The 13,870-nt window shown below is 64.2% G+C and carries 12 protein-coding genes; 5 read left to right on the top strand and 7 right to left on the bottom strand.

Translation table 11 applies throughout. The features are described 5' to 3' along the window. Window positions 1–69: 69 nt before the first annotated feature. The 7 genes from ACW4DH_RS04560 to ACW4DH_RS04530 all read right to left on the bottom strand — a co-directional run bounded on the left by ACW4DH_RS04560 (window position 70) and on the right by ACW4DH_RS04530 (window position 8,140). A complete protein-coding gene (locus ACW4DH_RS04560; RefSeq protein ID WP_459635177.1) occupies window positions 70–1,065 on the bottom strand; it encodes a complex I NDUFA9 subunit family protein in 996 nt (331 codons plus the stop codon). 78 nt (window positions 1,066–1,143) lie between these two features. Next, the gene (locus ACW4DH_RS04555; RefSeq protein ID WP_459635176.1) at window positions 1,144–3,390 is read right to left on the bottom strand and encodes a pyrroloquinoline quinone-dependent dehydrogenase; all 2,247 of its coding nucleotides are present in this window, start codon (window positions 3,388–3,390) and stop codon (window positions 1,144–1,146) included. Then, window positions 3,387–3,791 carry a hypothetical protein gene (locus tag ACW4DH_RS04550; RefSeq protein ID WP_459635175.1) on the bottom strand — a complete coding sequence of 135 codons (405 nt, stop codon included), beginning with the start codon at window positions 3,789–3,791 and terminating at the stop codon, window positions 3,387–3,389. The genes ACW4DH_RS04555 and ACW4DH_RS04550 overlap by 4 nt, the downstream gene beginning before the upstream one ends. 267 nt (window positions 3,792–4,058) lie before the next feature. Then, window positions 4,059–5,441, bottom strand: coding sequence for a TRAP transporter large permease (locus ACW4DH_RS04545; RefSeq protein WP_459635174.1), 1,383 nt, complete (start codon window positions 5,439–5,441; stop codon window positions 4,059–4,061). Beyond that, window positions 5,438–5,995, bottom strand: coding sequence for a TRAP transporter small permease (locus tag ACW4DH_RS04540; RefSeq protein ID WP_459635173.1), 558 nt, complete (start codon window positions 5,993–5,995; stop codon window positions 5,438–5,440). Before ACW4DH_RS04540 ends, ACW4DH_RS04545 begins: the two co-directional genes overlap by 4 nt. A 71-nt stretch (window positions 5,996–6,066) precedes the next feature. Then, window positions 6,067–7,065, bottom strand: coding sequence for a TRAP transporter substrate-binding protein (locus ACW4DH_RS04535; RefSeq protein ID WP_459635172.1), 999 nt, complete (start codon window positions 7,063–7,065; stop codon window positions 6,067–6,069). A gap of 130 nt (window positions 7,066–7,195) precedes the next feature. After that, on the bottom strand, window positions 7,196–8,140 hold the full coding sequence (locus ACW4DH_RS04530; RefSeq protein WP_459635171.1) for a LysR substrate-binding domain-containing protein: 945 nt from the start codon (window positions 8,138–8,140) through the stop codon (window positions 7,196–7,198). A gap of 141 nt (window positions 8,141–8,281) precedes the next feature. On the opposite strand from ACW4DH_RS04530, the gene ACW4DH_RS04525 reads away from it, so the two are divergent. From ACW4DH_RS04525 to ACW4DH_RS04505, 5 genes are read left to right on the top strand one after another with little or no spacing between them, the layout of a single operon-like run. Then, window positions 8,282–9,118 (top strand): HTD2 family dehydratase, encoded by an 837-nt coding sequence (locus ACW4DH_RS04525; RefSeq protein ID WP_459635170.1) that lies wholly within the window; start codon window positions 8,282–8,284, stop codon window positions 9,116–9,118. Then, window positions 9,118–10,281: an acyl-CoA dehydrogenase family protein gene (locus ACW4DH_RS04520; protein WP_459635169.1), complete on the top strand. Its 1,164-nt coding sequence runs from the start codon at window positions 9,118–9,120 to the stop codon at window positions 10,279–10,281. Before ACW4DH_RS04525 ends, ACW4DH_RS04520 begins: the two co-directional genes overlap by 1 nt. Window positions 10,282–10,293: 12 nt before the next feature. Then, window positions 10,294–11,694, top strand: coding sequence for an MmgE/PrpD family protein (locus ACW4DH_RS04515; protein WP_459635168.1), 1,401 nt, complete (start codon window positions 10,294–10,296; stop codon window positions 11,692–11,694). After that, entirely contained in the window at window positions 11,691–12,896 is a 1,206-nt protein-coding gene (locus tag ACW4DH_RS04510) for a CaiB/BaiF CoA transferase family protein (protein ID WP_459635167.1), read from the top strand. Before ACW4DH_RS04515 ends, ACW4DH_RS04510 begins: the two co-directional genes overlap by 4 nt. Window positions 12,897–12,906: 10 nt before the next feature. Continuing rightward, the gene (locus ACW4DH_RS04505; protein ID WP_459635166.1) at window positions 12,907–13,734 is read left to right on the top strand and encodes an HpcH/HpaI aldolase/citrate lyase family protein; all 828 of its coding nucleotides are present in this window, start codon (window positions 12,907–12,909) and stop codon (window positions 13,732–13,734) included. Window positions 13,735–13,870: the final 136 nt, after the last annotated feature.

Genomic DNA, 13,870 nt, shown 5'->3' with positions numbered 1-13,870 from the left:
GAAAGGCATATGGCCGAAAGCGACGATGCCAACGCCTGAAAACGTTCACGCTAGCAGAACACAATGACACTACGCGCTATCTGAAAAATGCCTGCTCACGCCCGTTGTGCCCAGTGCCGCTTCCAGACTGCGTGGCGTGATGCCCAGTGCCGCGAAGGTATCGGTTCCGACGACGTTGTCATTCTCCATGAGAGTGACCTGATCCCGCGTCAGTGGTGGATTCGGCAGCAGCGATGCCAGGGCGGCGAGTCGGTGCCACACTGCAAACGGTATCGGCAGCAGCGGACGTCGACGGCCACGGCTCTTCAGTACCGCCTGCACGATGTCGCGGTAGCGGTACGCCCGGGCTCCGCCCAACTCGAAGACCCTGCCCGCGGCGGCGGGCCATCCCTGCACACGCTCGACGGCGGCGGCGACATCGCCGACGTGAACGGGTTGCAGTTCTACTCTGCCGTCGCCGAACAGGGGGATGACTGGCAGCCGGGTGATCCCCTCCAGGGCGCTGAGAAACGCATCGCCCGGACCGAAGATGACGCTGGGCCGCAGGACGACCGCCTCCGGAAACGCGGCGCGCACTTGCCGCTCGCCCTGGGCGCGGGCACGCACGTAGGAAGAGGCGGATGTCGTGCTGACGCCAAGGCCGGAGATGTGTACGAGGATGGACACGCCGGCCTGGGTGGCAAGGCGCGCGATCCGCTCGGCGGCGGCGACATGAATGTCCTCGAAGCGCAGGTCTCGGCGTTCGACATACAGGCTGACGGCATTGACCGCGGCATCGGCTCCCTGCAGGGCCTGCACCACGGATGCCTCGTCACGCACATCGGTACGTCGGAACTCGACGGTACCGGTGGCGTCGGGCACATCCACGTGGCGGAGATGGCGGGCCGCGACCCGCACATCGATCCCCGCCTCTGCCAAACGGCGCACGACACGCCGGCCCAGGAAACCGGTGCCGCCGAAAACCGTCACGATGCGCTTGGCCATAAACGAAGTCCTTGCGGTTGAGAGCGTCCCCAACGCCGTGATGGCGCCTCGAACGCGGTACTGACAGGGGCAAACGACCATGGACCGGCATCGTCTGATGCCGGTCCATGGCGTTGCGGGCTTGCCCTGACAGGGGAGAATTTTACCCTGGCATGGGGATCAGTCGGGCAAGGCGTAGGTCACGACCTGATCGCTGACCTTGGGTAGCAGGATCGAGTTGCCGCCGACAATGAAGGTCACGTACTGCTTGCCCTGGTACATGTAGGTCGCCGGTATCGAGACCGCAGGCGCCTCCACCTGGCTGCGCCACACTTCCTCGCCGGTCTTGACATCCAGAGCCCTCACGCGCGAGTCCATCGAGGCGCCGATGAAGATGAGTCCCGACTTGGTGAGTACCGGGCCCCCGATGGTCACCGAGCCCCACGACTCCGGCATGTAGAAGCCATACTTCTGTACCTGGCCGAACGGCCGGTTCCACAAGCGCTCGCCGGTCTTCATGTCGTAGGCGGCAATCGTCCCGTAGGGTGGCTTCCAGCACGGCATGCCGGCCCAGTTGAGGAAGGTCTGCAGGTGGAAGCCGTAAGGCACGTCGCCCTGCGCGTAGTAGCCGCCGGTCTCGCCCGATTGTTCCCGCTGCTGGAACTCCTCGCGGGGGATGAGCTGATAGATCTGCACCACGCTGTTGGAGTTGACCACGTAGATGCCCGTGTTGGGATCGACGGCGCCGCCGCCCCACTGGGTGCCGCCGGTGGTCGGTGGATAGGCGATCGTGCCTTCGAGGCTCGGCGGGGTGAAACGGCCCTCGTAGCGGTACTCCTCGGCCCGTTGGCTGCACTCGCCGAAGCCGACGAGATCGGCAATGGTCGACACGCCCGGCCACTCGTCGGGAATCACCGGCTCGGGCTTGGGCACGTAAGGCTGCGTCGGTGCGGCCTGTTCACCCTCGATATCCGAGGCAGGTACCTCGCGTTCCTCGATGGGATAGATCGGCTCGCCCGTCTCGCGGTTGAGGACGTAGAGGAAGCCCTGCTTGGAGGTCTGCACGAGTGCGGGAATCGTCTCGCCATCCTTCTGGATGTCCACCAGGGTCGGCGGCGCATCGGTATCGTAGTCCCAGATGTCGTGATGCACGAGCTGGCGGCTCCAGACGACTTCTCCCGTTTGTGCATTGAGTGCCGTCACGGAGGTCGCCAGCGGCAGCTCCTCGGTCCGGTTGCCGCCATAATAGTTCGGGCTGGGCGAGCTGATCGGGAGGTAGACCAAGCCGGTTTCGGGGTCAACCGACATCGAGGCCCAGACGTTGGCGGTACCGGTGCGATCGATCACGTCTTCCGGCAGGGCGTGAAACATCCACTTCAGTTCGCCGCTGCGGGCATCGAGCGCGAAGACCGTGCCCGGAGGCGCCGCCGAATCCGTCCAGTCCTTGCCGGCCCAGCCGAGATAGAGCGTATCGTTGTAGACCGTCGGCGGCTGCAACAGCGAGAGCGGCCACTGGTCATTGATCGTGTTCCACTGATTGACGTTGACCATGCCGTTATCGCCGAAACCGTTGCAGGGCTCGCCGGTATCGGCATCGACCCCGTAGAGCTTGGCATCCATGGTGCCGATGTAGACCATTTTCTGGCACGCCTGACCCTCCTGGGGCTCGTCGGCTTGCCAGTAGGCCACGCCGCGATTCTTCAGGTCCGGCTGCGTAAGCGCTTCGAGTCTGGCGTCCGGATCGAAGGTCCACTTCTCCTCGCCGGTGTCCGGTTCCAGCGCGATGATCCGGTAGAAGGGCGTGCCGATATACAGACTGTCGTTGACGAACAGCGGCGTCGCCGACCAGACCGTCATCGGAATATCGCCGCTGCCGTCCGAGACATCGCCGGTGTGGTATTCCCAGACCTTCTCGAGATCACCGACATTCTCCGGCGCGATCTGGTCGGCGGGCGAATACTTCTGCGCCCGCAGGTCGCCATTGAAGGTGGCCCAGCTGTTCGGGTCCTGCATCCAGGCATCGGGGCTCAACTGAGTGGGCATCGTACCGCCCGACCCCGAAGGCGGTGTGCCGGCTGGCCCCGTCGTGACTCGCCCGCCCGGACCGGTTTGTGTCGTGGGTAGCTCGGCGGTGGAGGCTTGGCCGCCTTCACGTGGCACCTCGGAGTCGCCGCCTCCCGAGGTCTGCTCCTGCTTTTCGTCCTGGGTATCGCCGATACCTTGGGGTTGGCCCCCGGTCTCGGCAGTCTCTTCTCCCTGGGACTGAGCGTCCTCCGACTGCTTGCCCTGAACCCCGGTGATTCCCTGAGGTTGACCGCCGGTCGGCTCAGTTTCCGTTTCCGCGTCGGTATTGTCTTGTGCCAGGGCAACCCCTGAACCTGCCAGGAGCAACGCGATGGTGATTGCGATTGTAGGATTGCGGCTCATGAGGTCATCGCCTCCCGGTGGGTCGTATGGCTGGATTTCTTGCCGCTGGCGGGGTCGGCAAAGACGTGAATGAGCCAGGCGATCAGGCCCACGCCCATGACGGCAACCAGGATGTAGGATTGGAGCAGGTAGGCGGCAAAGCCCGTACCCAGCAGGTCGAGCAGCAACAAAAAGGCAATGATCCCACTCAGCCACCTTGGCATGCTGCGGACAAACGTGATCAAAAGCGAGCCCACCACCAGCATGGCGGTCGTGAACAGCACGAGGTAAGTGCCTGGGGTGTAGGCAATGCCGTTGCCTTCGTTGAAGGTATTGATGGCCGCTATGATCAAGCCGACGATGGAAATCACCAGTAGCAGCCAAGCGCCATAAGCGACGCCGCGGCGGGATTGTCTAGCCATTGTTGCGTCCCTTCCCTTGAACGAATGTGGAACGAGGCGTAGCAATCATGCTGGAGGTTGCACCTCCCGTTACGACTGCCACGTTTGGAAGTATAGGCATTACCCATGAACTCTGATGAATTCAGAGAGGGCAAAATACGCCGCGGCCAGCTTGGCAAAGTGCAACGAGTTAAAAAGCGCAACGAGTTGAAGGAGCATTACGAAGCTAGGGGGCATCGGATAAGCCCCCACTGTGCATGATCCGCTTGGGTGGGAGAGTGCTTAGGCTCAGGAAAGCAGATCAGGCAGCCATAGCGAGATGACCGGCACGTAGGTGATCAATACCAAGAAGCTCAGCAACAGTGCCAACCATGGCAGGCAGGCCTTGATCACCCAGCCGATCGAGCGCCCGGTGATGCCTGCGGTAACGAACAGGTTGAGCCCCACCGGTGGGGTGAGCATGCCGATCTCCATGTTAACCACCATGATGATGCCCAGATGGATCGGGTCGATGCCCAACTGCATGGCGATCGGGAACAGAATCGGTGCCATGATCAGCAGGATCGCCGACGGCTCCATGAAATTGCCCGCCGCCAGCAGCAACAGGTTCATCACGATCAGAAAGCCCCAGGCGGGCAACCCCCAGTCGATGATCACCTCGGCGATGGTGTGCGGAATGCGCTCGGTGGTCAGCACGTGGGCAAACAGCATGGCGTTGGCGATGATGAACAGCAGCATCATCGAGACCTTGGCGCCATCCAGCACCACGCCGCGCACCTCGCGATTGATGAATGAGCCGCCAATTGCCAGCGGGATCTGCCACAGACTGCGCACCAAGGCCGCGCCCAGGCTCTCGCCGGGACGCTTCCACGGGTCACCCTTGAGTGGCCCCATGTCGCGATAACCGACCACCGCCACCAGCCAGGCGTAGAGCGCGGCGATTGCTGCCGCCTCGGTGGGACTGGCCACGCCGCCGTAGATCGAGCCCAGCACCAGGATGATCAGCATCAGTCCGGCCAAGGCCTTGCCGCCTGAGCGCAGCACCGCCAGCGCACCGGGGAATGGCTGTGCCGGCAGCTTCATTATTCGTGCCGAGATGTAGATGGCGACCATCAGGATGGCGCCCATCAGCAGTCCCGGGATCAGGCCGGCCATGAACATCTTGCCGGCCGAGACCTCGGTGGCCGCCGAATAGACCAGCATGACGATCGAAGGCGGGATCAGGATACCCAGCGTGCCGGCATTGGCGATCGCCCCGGCGGCGTAGGACTCGGGATAGCCCTGGCGCACCATGCCGGCGATCACGATCGAACCGATCGCCGCCACCGTGGCCGGCGACGAGCCCGACACCGCAGCGAACAGGATGCACGCCAGCACCGAGGCCATCGCCAGGCCGCCCTTGACGTGGCCCACCGCGTCGGTCGCGAAGTTGATCAGCCGACGTGCCACGCCACCGGTGGACAGGAAGGCGCTCGACAAGATGAAGAAGGGGATCGCCAGCAGCGTGTAATGGTGCGCGACTCCCTGGAACAGTTTGATGGCGATCGAGCCCAGCGAGTCGTTGGAGAACAGCAGGATCGTCGTGACGCTGGAAAACCCCAGCGCGAAGGCGATCGGCATGCCCAGGAAAATGGCGCCAATCAGCAGGATGAAAAGGGTCGCGATAGTCACGGTCGCCCCTCCTTACTGTAATCGTCGGGGGCGCGCTGCTCGGCAAGATGCATGCTCTCCTGCCCCTCGTCGGCCAAGCCGAAGCCATCGGCCTCGTCCTTGATCACCCGCCAGCCGAGTTCGAGAAAGCGCACTACCAGCAGGGCCATGCCGACCGGCAGAATCAGCGTCGCCTGCCACTTGGGAATCGGGATATCCTCGAGTTCGATGCCGATCATGCGGGTCAGCGACAGGTACTCATAGCTGCCTATCAGCATTAGGCCGCAGTAGCTCAGGCACACCGCTAGGGCGATCAGCGTGACGATCCGCCGACCGCCGCGCGGCAACTTCTTGACCAGCGCATCGACGCCGATATGCACGCCATGCTTGACGCCCCACGATACGCCGAACAGCACGAACCAGCCGGACAGGTAGAGCGCACCCTCCTGTGCCCAGTGGATGCCCTCGGCGAGGACGAAGCGATAGAACACCTCGGCACATACCAGAAGCACCATAGCCACCAGCAGCGCGCAGAAGATCGTCTCTTCCAGCTTGTTGAGCCAGCGCAATATCATAGGGTTTCACCTCGCTCGATCAGCAAGACGGCGAGCCCAGGGCTCGCCGGCCCATTCACGATGTCGCTGCATCAACCCTGATTGACGGCCTGGGCGGCGTCGATCACATCCTGGCCGATGGCATCCGAGAACTGCTCCCATACCGGCTTCATGGCATCGACCCACTGCTGGCGCTGCTCGGGGGTCAGCTCGACGATCTCGGACTTGCCGGAATCGACGATTGCCTGCTTGGCCTCCTTGTTCTCCTGGGCGGCGATCGAATTGCCATAGTCGAGGGCTTCCTGCATGGCCTTTTCCAGCACGGGACGCACATCATCCGGCAGGCCATTCCAGAAGCGATCCGAAGTGACCACCATGTAGTCGATGACGCCGTGGTTGGACTCGGTGATGTAGGGCTGCACCTCGTAGAAGTTCTGGGAGTAGATGTTCGAGTAGGTGTTCTCCTGACCATCGATGGCCCCGGTCTGCAGCATCATGAAGACTTCGGAGAATGGCTTCTTGAGCGGTGCGGCATCGATGGCCTCGAACTGCGCCTGCAGGACATCGGAGGTCTGGATGCGGAACTTCTTGCCAGCGGCGTCCTCGGGCACGCGCAGCGGCTCGGAGGCCGAGAGCTGCTTGAGGCCGTTGTGCTGATAGCCGAGTCCCAACAGCCCCTTGTCCTGCATGGACGCCAATAATTGCTGGCCGGTCTCGCTGTTCTGGAAGCGCTCGACCGCGTCCATGTCCTCGAACAGGAACGGCAGATCGAAGACCTGCAACTGGTCGGTGTATTTCTGGAACTTCGACAGCGACGGCGCGGCGAGTTGGACATCGCCCAGCAACATGGCCTCGAGGACCTGATCGTCGCCGTAGAGCTGGGAGTTGGGATAGACCTCGACCTCGACCTGATCGCCGACCGAACTCTCCTCGACCAGTTCCTTGAATTTCTCGGCCATCTGGCCTTTGGGCGTGTTCTCGGCGACCACATGGGAAAACTTGATGGTGATTGGATCAGCGGCGAAGGCCGAGCCGGCCAGCATGATCCCGGCGGCAAGCGAGGTGAGTGAAGCGAGCTTGAGCGTTGGCATGAGGCAACTCCTTGTCATTGTAATGGTTGTTGCATCCAGTCCCGCCGGACCAGATTCTCTCGATGCTGGCACAGCCTCATGGAGAGGCGTATTCGTATTTGAGCAAACCGGGGTTAGCGTCAGGTGAACGCTACGCCGGCTCAGCCGGGTCGGTCGTGTCGTTTGTAAAGGAGGCGGGGGGAGAGAACCCCTCGTGGCCGAAAATCGCCTCGACCAGTGCCCGGCCGCAACTGGGCAGTGCCTCGAGTTCGCGCACCACGATGCTGCGCTCGCGTTGGGCCCAGGCATTGTCCAGCGCGACCAACTGGATGGACAGGGTATGCTGATAGCGAAGCGCGCACGACTCGGGCAGGATGCCGATGCCCACCCCCGCCTCGATAATGCGGCAGGCCGGCTCGAAGCCGAGCACCTGAATCCGCAGGGGCAGGTTCTTGCCCATGTCCTTGACCTGATCCCGAAGGAACTGCAGCAGGGTACTGCCATCGTGTAGACCGACATGCGGGTAAGCCAGCGTCTCGTGGAAGCTGACCCGGACCCTGTTCCCCAAGGTATGCCCTTGGGGCACCACCAGCACCAGCCTATCCAGGCTGAACGGCAACAGCTGGAGTCCCTGAGCCTCGACCACCCCGGCCACGATGCCTAGATCCGCCGTGCCATCCAGCACGCCGCGCACGATGTCTCGGGTCAGGCGCTCCTGCAGGTCGACGGTGATGCCGGGTCGGGTGGCCAAGAAGCGGGCCAGCACCTCGGGCATGAACTCGGTCACCGCCGTGGTATTGGCGAAGATACGTAAATGTCCTGCCGCCCCATCGACGTAGCCCGAAAAGTCGCTCTTGACGTGCTCGACCTGGCGCAGGATGGCGCGGGCATGGCGCAGCAGACGGTCACCCGCCGGAGTGAGTTCCACGCCTTGGCTGCTGCGATAGAACAGGCGGCTGCCCAACTGCCCCTCTAGCGCTTTTATGCGGGTACTGGCCGCTGCCGTGGAAATGTGGGCACGCTGGGCGCCGCCAGTCAGACTGCACGCCTCGGCGACATGAGTGAATAGCCGCAGGTCCTGTAGATCGAAGTGCATGGCATATGACTCGCAGGGCTGGCTGAAACGCAGGCCGTAGTTCGGGCCTTCGGCTCAGCAGAACACGGCCTTATGCAAAAGCAAATTCTCTAAAGGTCCCATCCTGCGCATCCTGAGGTGACAATCACCGGAGGGCAGGATATGTCAGACGCGGCTATCAGCGACTGGATCAATCATCAGGAGCACAGTGAAGACACGCTGAGTGAAGCACTGGTCACACGCATCGCGGCGACGTTCGACCTGCCATGCCCCGCCAGCGGGCAGCCCTTGCCTGCTCTATGGCACTGGGCCTTCTTCCAGGCACCGGTGGCACCAGCGCAGTTGGGCCGGGATGGCCATCCCGCGCGCGGTGGTTTCCTGCCGCCCGCCGAGGGACGCAACCGAATGTGGGCCGGTGGCCGGCTGGACTTCACCCAGCCGCTGCGCGTGGGTACACCCGCAACGCGACACTCGACCATCGCGTCCATCAAGGAGAAGCAGGGCCGGACCGGCAAGCTGCTGTTCGTCACGGTGCGTCATCACTACACCCAGCAGGGCGAGACCTGCATTCAGGAAGAGCAGGACATCGTCTATCGGGAACCCTCGCCGCCGCGCCTGTCGCTGGACACGCCGCTGCCCGAGCCCGAGTGGACGGAGTCCGTGCGGCCCACGCCGGTCATGCTGTTTCGCTATTCGGCGGTGACCTTCAACGGTCATCGCATCCACTACGACTGGCCGTATGCCACCGAGACCGAAGGCTACCCCGGGCTGGTGGTGCATGGCCCGATGATCGCCACACTGATGGTCCAGGCCTTCCGCAACGCTCATCCCCATGCCGTGCCGACACGGTTGACCTATCGCGGTCTGCGTCCGCTGATCGCCAACGGCGACTTTGAAGTCGCCGGTCGCCATGAAGCGGCCGGCCGGGCCTCGCTGTGGGCCTTCAACGAGGATGGGCCGGCTCACGAGGCGGAAATCCACTACCAGGAGAATGGCTGATGTTTACGCATGACACCGAGGCCCTGGCGGCCATCCGCGACGGCGTACGCAGCCTGTGCAGTCACTACGATGCGGCCTACTGGCGCAATGTCGACGAGCGCAAGGCGTTCCCTGAGGAGTTCGTCTCTGCACTGACCGAGGCCGGCTGGCTGGCGGCGATGATCCCCGATGAGTACGGCGGCTCGGGCCTGGGCCTGACCGAGGCCTCGGTCATCCTCGAGGAGGTCAACCGCTGCGGGGGCAACTCGGGCACCGTGCACGGCCAGATGTACAACATGTTCACCCTGCTGCGCCACGGCAGCGAGGCGCAGAAGCGCCACTTCCTGCCGAAGATCGCCGCGGGCGAGCTGCGCCTGCAGTCGATGGGGGTCACCGAGCCGACCACCGGCACCGACACCACCAAGATCAAGACCACCGCGGTCAAACAGGGCGACAAGTACGTCATCAACGGTCAGAAGGTGTGGATCTCGCGCATTCAGCACTCCGATCTGATGATCCTGCTGGCGCGCACCACGCCGCTCGACCAGGTGCAACGTAAGTCGGAAGGCATGTCGATCTTCCTGGTCGACCTGCACGCGGCGATCGGCAACGGCCTGACCGTGCAGCCGATCACCAACATGGTCAATCACGAGACCAACGAGCTGTTCTTCGACAATCTGGAGATTCCGGTGGACAGCCTGATTGGCGAGGAGGGCAAGGGCTTTCGCTACATCCTGGATGGGCTGAACGCCGAACGTACGCTGATCGCCGCCGAATGCATCGGCGATGGACGCTGGTTCATCGAGAAAGCCAGCGACTATGCCCGCAGCCGCGAGGTATTCGGCCGGCCGATCGGCCAGAACCAGGGTATCCAGTTCCCTATCGCCCAGGCGCACATCGAGGTCGAGGCCGCCGACCTGATGCGCTGGCGAGCCTGTCACGAGTACGACAACGGTCTGCCCGCCGGGGCCAGCGCCAACATGGCCAAGTACCTGGCCGCCGAGGCGTCCTGGAAGGCGGCCAACGTCTGCCTGCAGACCCATGGCGGGTTCGGCTTCGCCAGCGAATACGATGTCGAGCGCAAGTTCCGCGAGACCCGGCTCTACCAGGTCGCGCCGATCTCGACCAACCTGATCCTGTCCTACGTCGCCGAGCACCTGCTCGAGCTGCCGCGGTCCTTCTAGGAGAGACGCCCGATGAGCCATCCCACCCGGATCCTGGCCGCTTTCCTGGCCGATCTCGATTACCCGGCCCTGCCCGAGCGGGTCGTGGCGCGCTGCGAGGAGCTGTGCCTCGACTGGCTGGGTTCGGCGCTGGCCGGCAAGGGCCAGCCGCCGATCCCGCTGTTCGAACGCTATGCCCAGCGCATGGGGCCGGCGAGCGGCGCCAGCGAGTCGCTGACCGACCGCCGGCTGACGTCGCCGCATTTCGCCGCGCTGGTCAACGCCGCCGCCTCGCACGTCGTCGAGCAGGACGACCTGCACAACAGCTCGGTGCTGCATCCGGGCACCGTAGTCTTTCCCGCCGCGCTGGCGGCCGCCCAGGATATCGGCGCCTCGGGCCGCGAGCTGATCGTGGCCGCCGTGGCCGGCTACGAGGCCGGGATTCGCATCGGTGAGTTCCTCGGCCGCTCGCACTACGCCACGTTCCACACCACGGGTACCGTGGGCACGCTGGCCGCCGCCGTCGCGGTCGGCAAGCTGCTCGGCTTCGACGAGGCGCGTTTCGTCCACGTGCTGGGCAGTGCCGGCACGCAGGCCGCCGGGCTGTGGGAATTCCTGCGCGATGGGGCGCACTCCAAGCAGCTGCACACCGCCAAGGCGGCCTCCGATGGGTTGCTGGCCGCCTACCTGACCGCCGAGGGCCTGACCGGGGCGCAGCGCATCCTGGATGGCAAGCAGGGCATGGCCGCCGGGATGTCGCAGGATGCCGATGCCCAGTACCTGACGGATCGCCTCGGCGAGCGCTGGGCGCTCGAGGAGACTTCGTTCAAGTTCCATGCCTCGTGCCGGCACACCCATCCCGCCGCCGATGCGCTGCTCGAGCTGATGCAGGCGCATGGCCTGAGGCATGATGACATCGAACGCGTGAGCGCCCGCGTGCACCAGGCGGCCATCGACGTGCTGGGTCCGGTGACCCGGCCCACCTCGATCCACCAGGCCAAGTTCTCGATGGGCACGGTGCTGGGGCTGATCGCCGTGCATGGCCAGGCGGGTCTCGAAGAATTCCAGCACCATGCTTTGGAGGATGACCAGGTCATCGCGTTCATGGAGCGGGTGAGCATGCAGCTCGACCCGGAGGTCGACGCTGCCTACCCCAAGAAGTGGTTGGGGCGCGTCGCGGTGACCACCCGGGACAGGCAGACATTCAGCCAGGCGATCGACGATCCCAAGGGCGACCCTGGCAATACCCTGTCGAGGGCTGAGCTTGAAGACAAGTTCCGGCGCCTGGCGGCCTTTTCCGGCGCGGCGTCGGCCACCGAAGCCCACCAGTTGATCGATTGGGCCTGGCGGTTGCGGGACCAGCCGCGCGTCGCGCCGCTACTCCAGATCCCGGCGCGCGAGAACACTCGTGAAAACAAGGGGGCCGACGCATGAGCGCACCAGTCCCTCCCCAGCGCCCCCTGGACGGCATCACCGTCGTCAGCCTGGAACATGCCATCGCCGCGCCCTTCTGTACCCGGCAGCTGGCCGACATGGGCGCGCGGGTCATCAAGGTCGAGCGCCCCGGAGTCGGCGACTTCGCCCGCGGTTACGACGAACGGGTCCACGGCCTGTCGTCCCACTTCGTGTGGACCAACCGCTCCAAGGAGAGCCTGACGCTCGACGTCAAGCACGGCGAAGCCCGTACGATCCTGGACGGCCTGCTGGCCCAGGCCGACGTGCTGGTGCAGAATCTGGCGCCGGGGGCCGCGGCCCGGCTGGGACTGTCCTTCGAAGCGCTGCACGCCGATTTTTCGCGCCTGATCGTATGCGACATCTCGGGCTACGGCGAGGATGGCCCCTACCACGCCAAGAAGGCCTATGACCTGCTAATCCAGAGCGAGGGTGGCTTCCTGTCGACGACCGGCGCCCCGGGGCCGGAGGGCATGGCTAAGGCGGGTTGCTCGATCGCCGACATTGCCGCCGGCATGTACGCCTACAGCAACATCCTCTCCGCGCTGCTGCTGCGCGGACGCACCGGCATCGGCAGCCACATCGACGTTTCGATGCTGGAGAGCCTGGTCGAGTGGATGGGCTACCCCATGTACTACGCCTTCGAGGGCGCCGAGCCGCCGCCGCGGGCGGGTGCTGCGCATGCCACCATCTACCCTTACGGGCCGTTTCCCACCGGCGATGGCCAAACCGTCATGCTGGGCCTGCAGAACGAGCGCGAGTGGCAGGTGTTCTGCGAGAAGGTCCTGCAACAGCCCGAGCTGGCCGAGGATGAACGCTTTTCCGCCAACGCCCGGCGCTCCGCCCACCGTGACGAACTGCGGGCACTCATCGTACAGGCGTTTGCCGCGCTGAGCGCGGATGACGTGCTGACCCGGCTCGACGAGGCGCAGATCGCCAATGCCCATGTCAACGACATGCACGGCGTCTGGGCGCATCCGCAGCTCAAGGCGCGCCAGCGCTGGGCGAGCGTCGGCAGTCCCGCCGGCGAAATTTCGGCGCTGCTGCCACCGGGGCGCAACAGCGCATTCGCTCCGCAGATGCAGCCGGTACCCGCATTGGGGGAGCATAGCGAGCGGATCCTGGCCGAGCTGGGGTACGACCGCGAAGCCATCCACCACCTGAAAGAAAACAACGTCATTTGATGGAGCTGTTATGAGTCCGGATGCCCTGCGCTCCATTCTCTTCGTTCCGGCCACCCGGCCGGAACGTATCGCCAAGGCGTGGGCGAGTGAGGCCGATGCCGTCATCGTCGATCTGGAAGATGCCGTCGCCGAGAGCGACAAGGCGGCTGCCCGGGAGTCGCTCGACACGTTCCTGAACCGCAATCCGCAGGCCAGGATCCTGGTGAGGGTAAATGCCCCCGGTACCCAGCATTACGAGCCCGATCTGGCGCTGTGTTCACACCATGACGCTATCACGCATCTGGTCATTCCCAAGACAGAGTCCTGTCAGTCTCTAGAGGCGGCAGCGGCATGCCACAAACCCCTGTGGCCCCTGATCGAAACGGCCCGAGGGCTCCTGGCACTGCCCGCGCTGGTCTATGCCTCGGGAGTGGAGCGGCTGAGCTTCGGGGCGCTGGACATGTGTGCGGAGCTGGGGCTGGAGCCTGGGACACCGGGCGCGCAGCAAATCCTGGACCAGAGCCGCTATGCGCTGCTGGTTCACTCGCTTGCGGCAGGTTTGTTGCCACCGGTCGAGAGCGTGCATCCTTCGATTGAAGATACTGCGGCGGTAGGGCAGGTAGCCAAACGGGCCAAGGAAATGGGTTTTTCGGGGATGCTGTGCATTCACCCCAAACAGCTATCACCGATCAACCAAGCGTTTACTCCCTCCGAAGCTGAGGTCGCCTGGGCAAGAAGAGTCATGGAAGGGGCGGATCAGCATGGAGGGGCCTTCAGCATCGAAGGGCAGATGGTCGATGCCCCTGTCGTAGCGCGCGCCCAGAGGATCATTGCCAAGGCCAAGGGGGGCACATCATGACGCACCCCACCGGCAACAAGAGATGGCAGCCCGGTAGCGATGCGACCGCTTGTCCGGACCCATCGCCAAACATCCTATCGACATCAGGTGCCTCAATGCCCCTCGTCCAGCAATACCCGTCGCATAACCGTTAGCC

The organism is Halomonas sp. WWR20 (assembly GCF_054602495.1).
This window is presented reverse-complemented; position numbering and strand designations above follow the sequence as displayed.

Coding starts and splice junctions, on each gene's coding strand:
- ACW4DH_RS04560 (WP_459635177.1), bottom strand. CDS start 1,065: ATGGTCGTTTGCCCCTGTCAGTACCGCGTTCGAGGCGCCATCACGGCG.
- ACW4DH_RS04555 (WP_459635176.1), bottom strand. CDS start 3,390: ATGAGCCGCAATCCTACAATCGCAATCACCATCGCGTTGCTCCTGGCA.
- ACW4DH_RS04550 (WP_459635175.1), bottom strand. CDS start 3,791: ATGGCTAGACAATCCCGCCGCGGCGTCGCTTATGGCGCTTGGCTGCTA.
- ACW4DH_RS04540 (WP_459635173.1), bottom strand. CDS start 5,995: ATGATATTGCGCTGGCTCAACAAGCTGGAAGAGACGATCTTCTGCGCG.
- ACW4DH_RS04535 (WP_459635172.1), bottom strand. CDS start 7,065: ATGCCAACGCTCAAGCTCGCTTCACTCACCTCGCTTGCCGCCGGGATC.
- ACW4DH_RS04530 (WP_459635171.1), bottom strand. CDS start 8,140: ATGCACTTCGATCTACAGGACCTGCGGCTATTCACTCATGTCGCCGAG.
- ACW4DH_RS04525 (WP_459635170.1), top strand. CDS start 8,282: ATGTCAGACGCGGCTATCAGCGACTGGATCAATCATCAGGAGCACAGT.
- ACW4DH_RS04520 (WP_459635169.1), top strand. CDS start 9,118: ATGTTTACGCATGACACCGAGGCCCTGGCGGCCATCCGCGACGGCGTA.
- ACW4DH_RS04515 (WP_459635168.1), top strand. CDS start 10,294: ATGAGCCATCCCACCCGGATCCTGGCCGCTTTCCTGGCCGATCTCGAT.
- ACW4DH_RS04510 (WP_459635167.1), top strand. CDS start 11,691: ATGAGCGCACCAGTCCCTCCCCAGCGCCCCCTGGACGGCATCACCGTC.
- ACW4DH_RS04505 (WP_459635166.1), top strand. CDS start 12,907: ATGAGTCCGGATGCCCTGCGCTCCATTCTCTTCGTTCCGGCCACCCGG.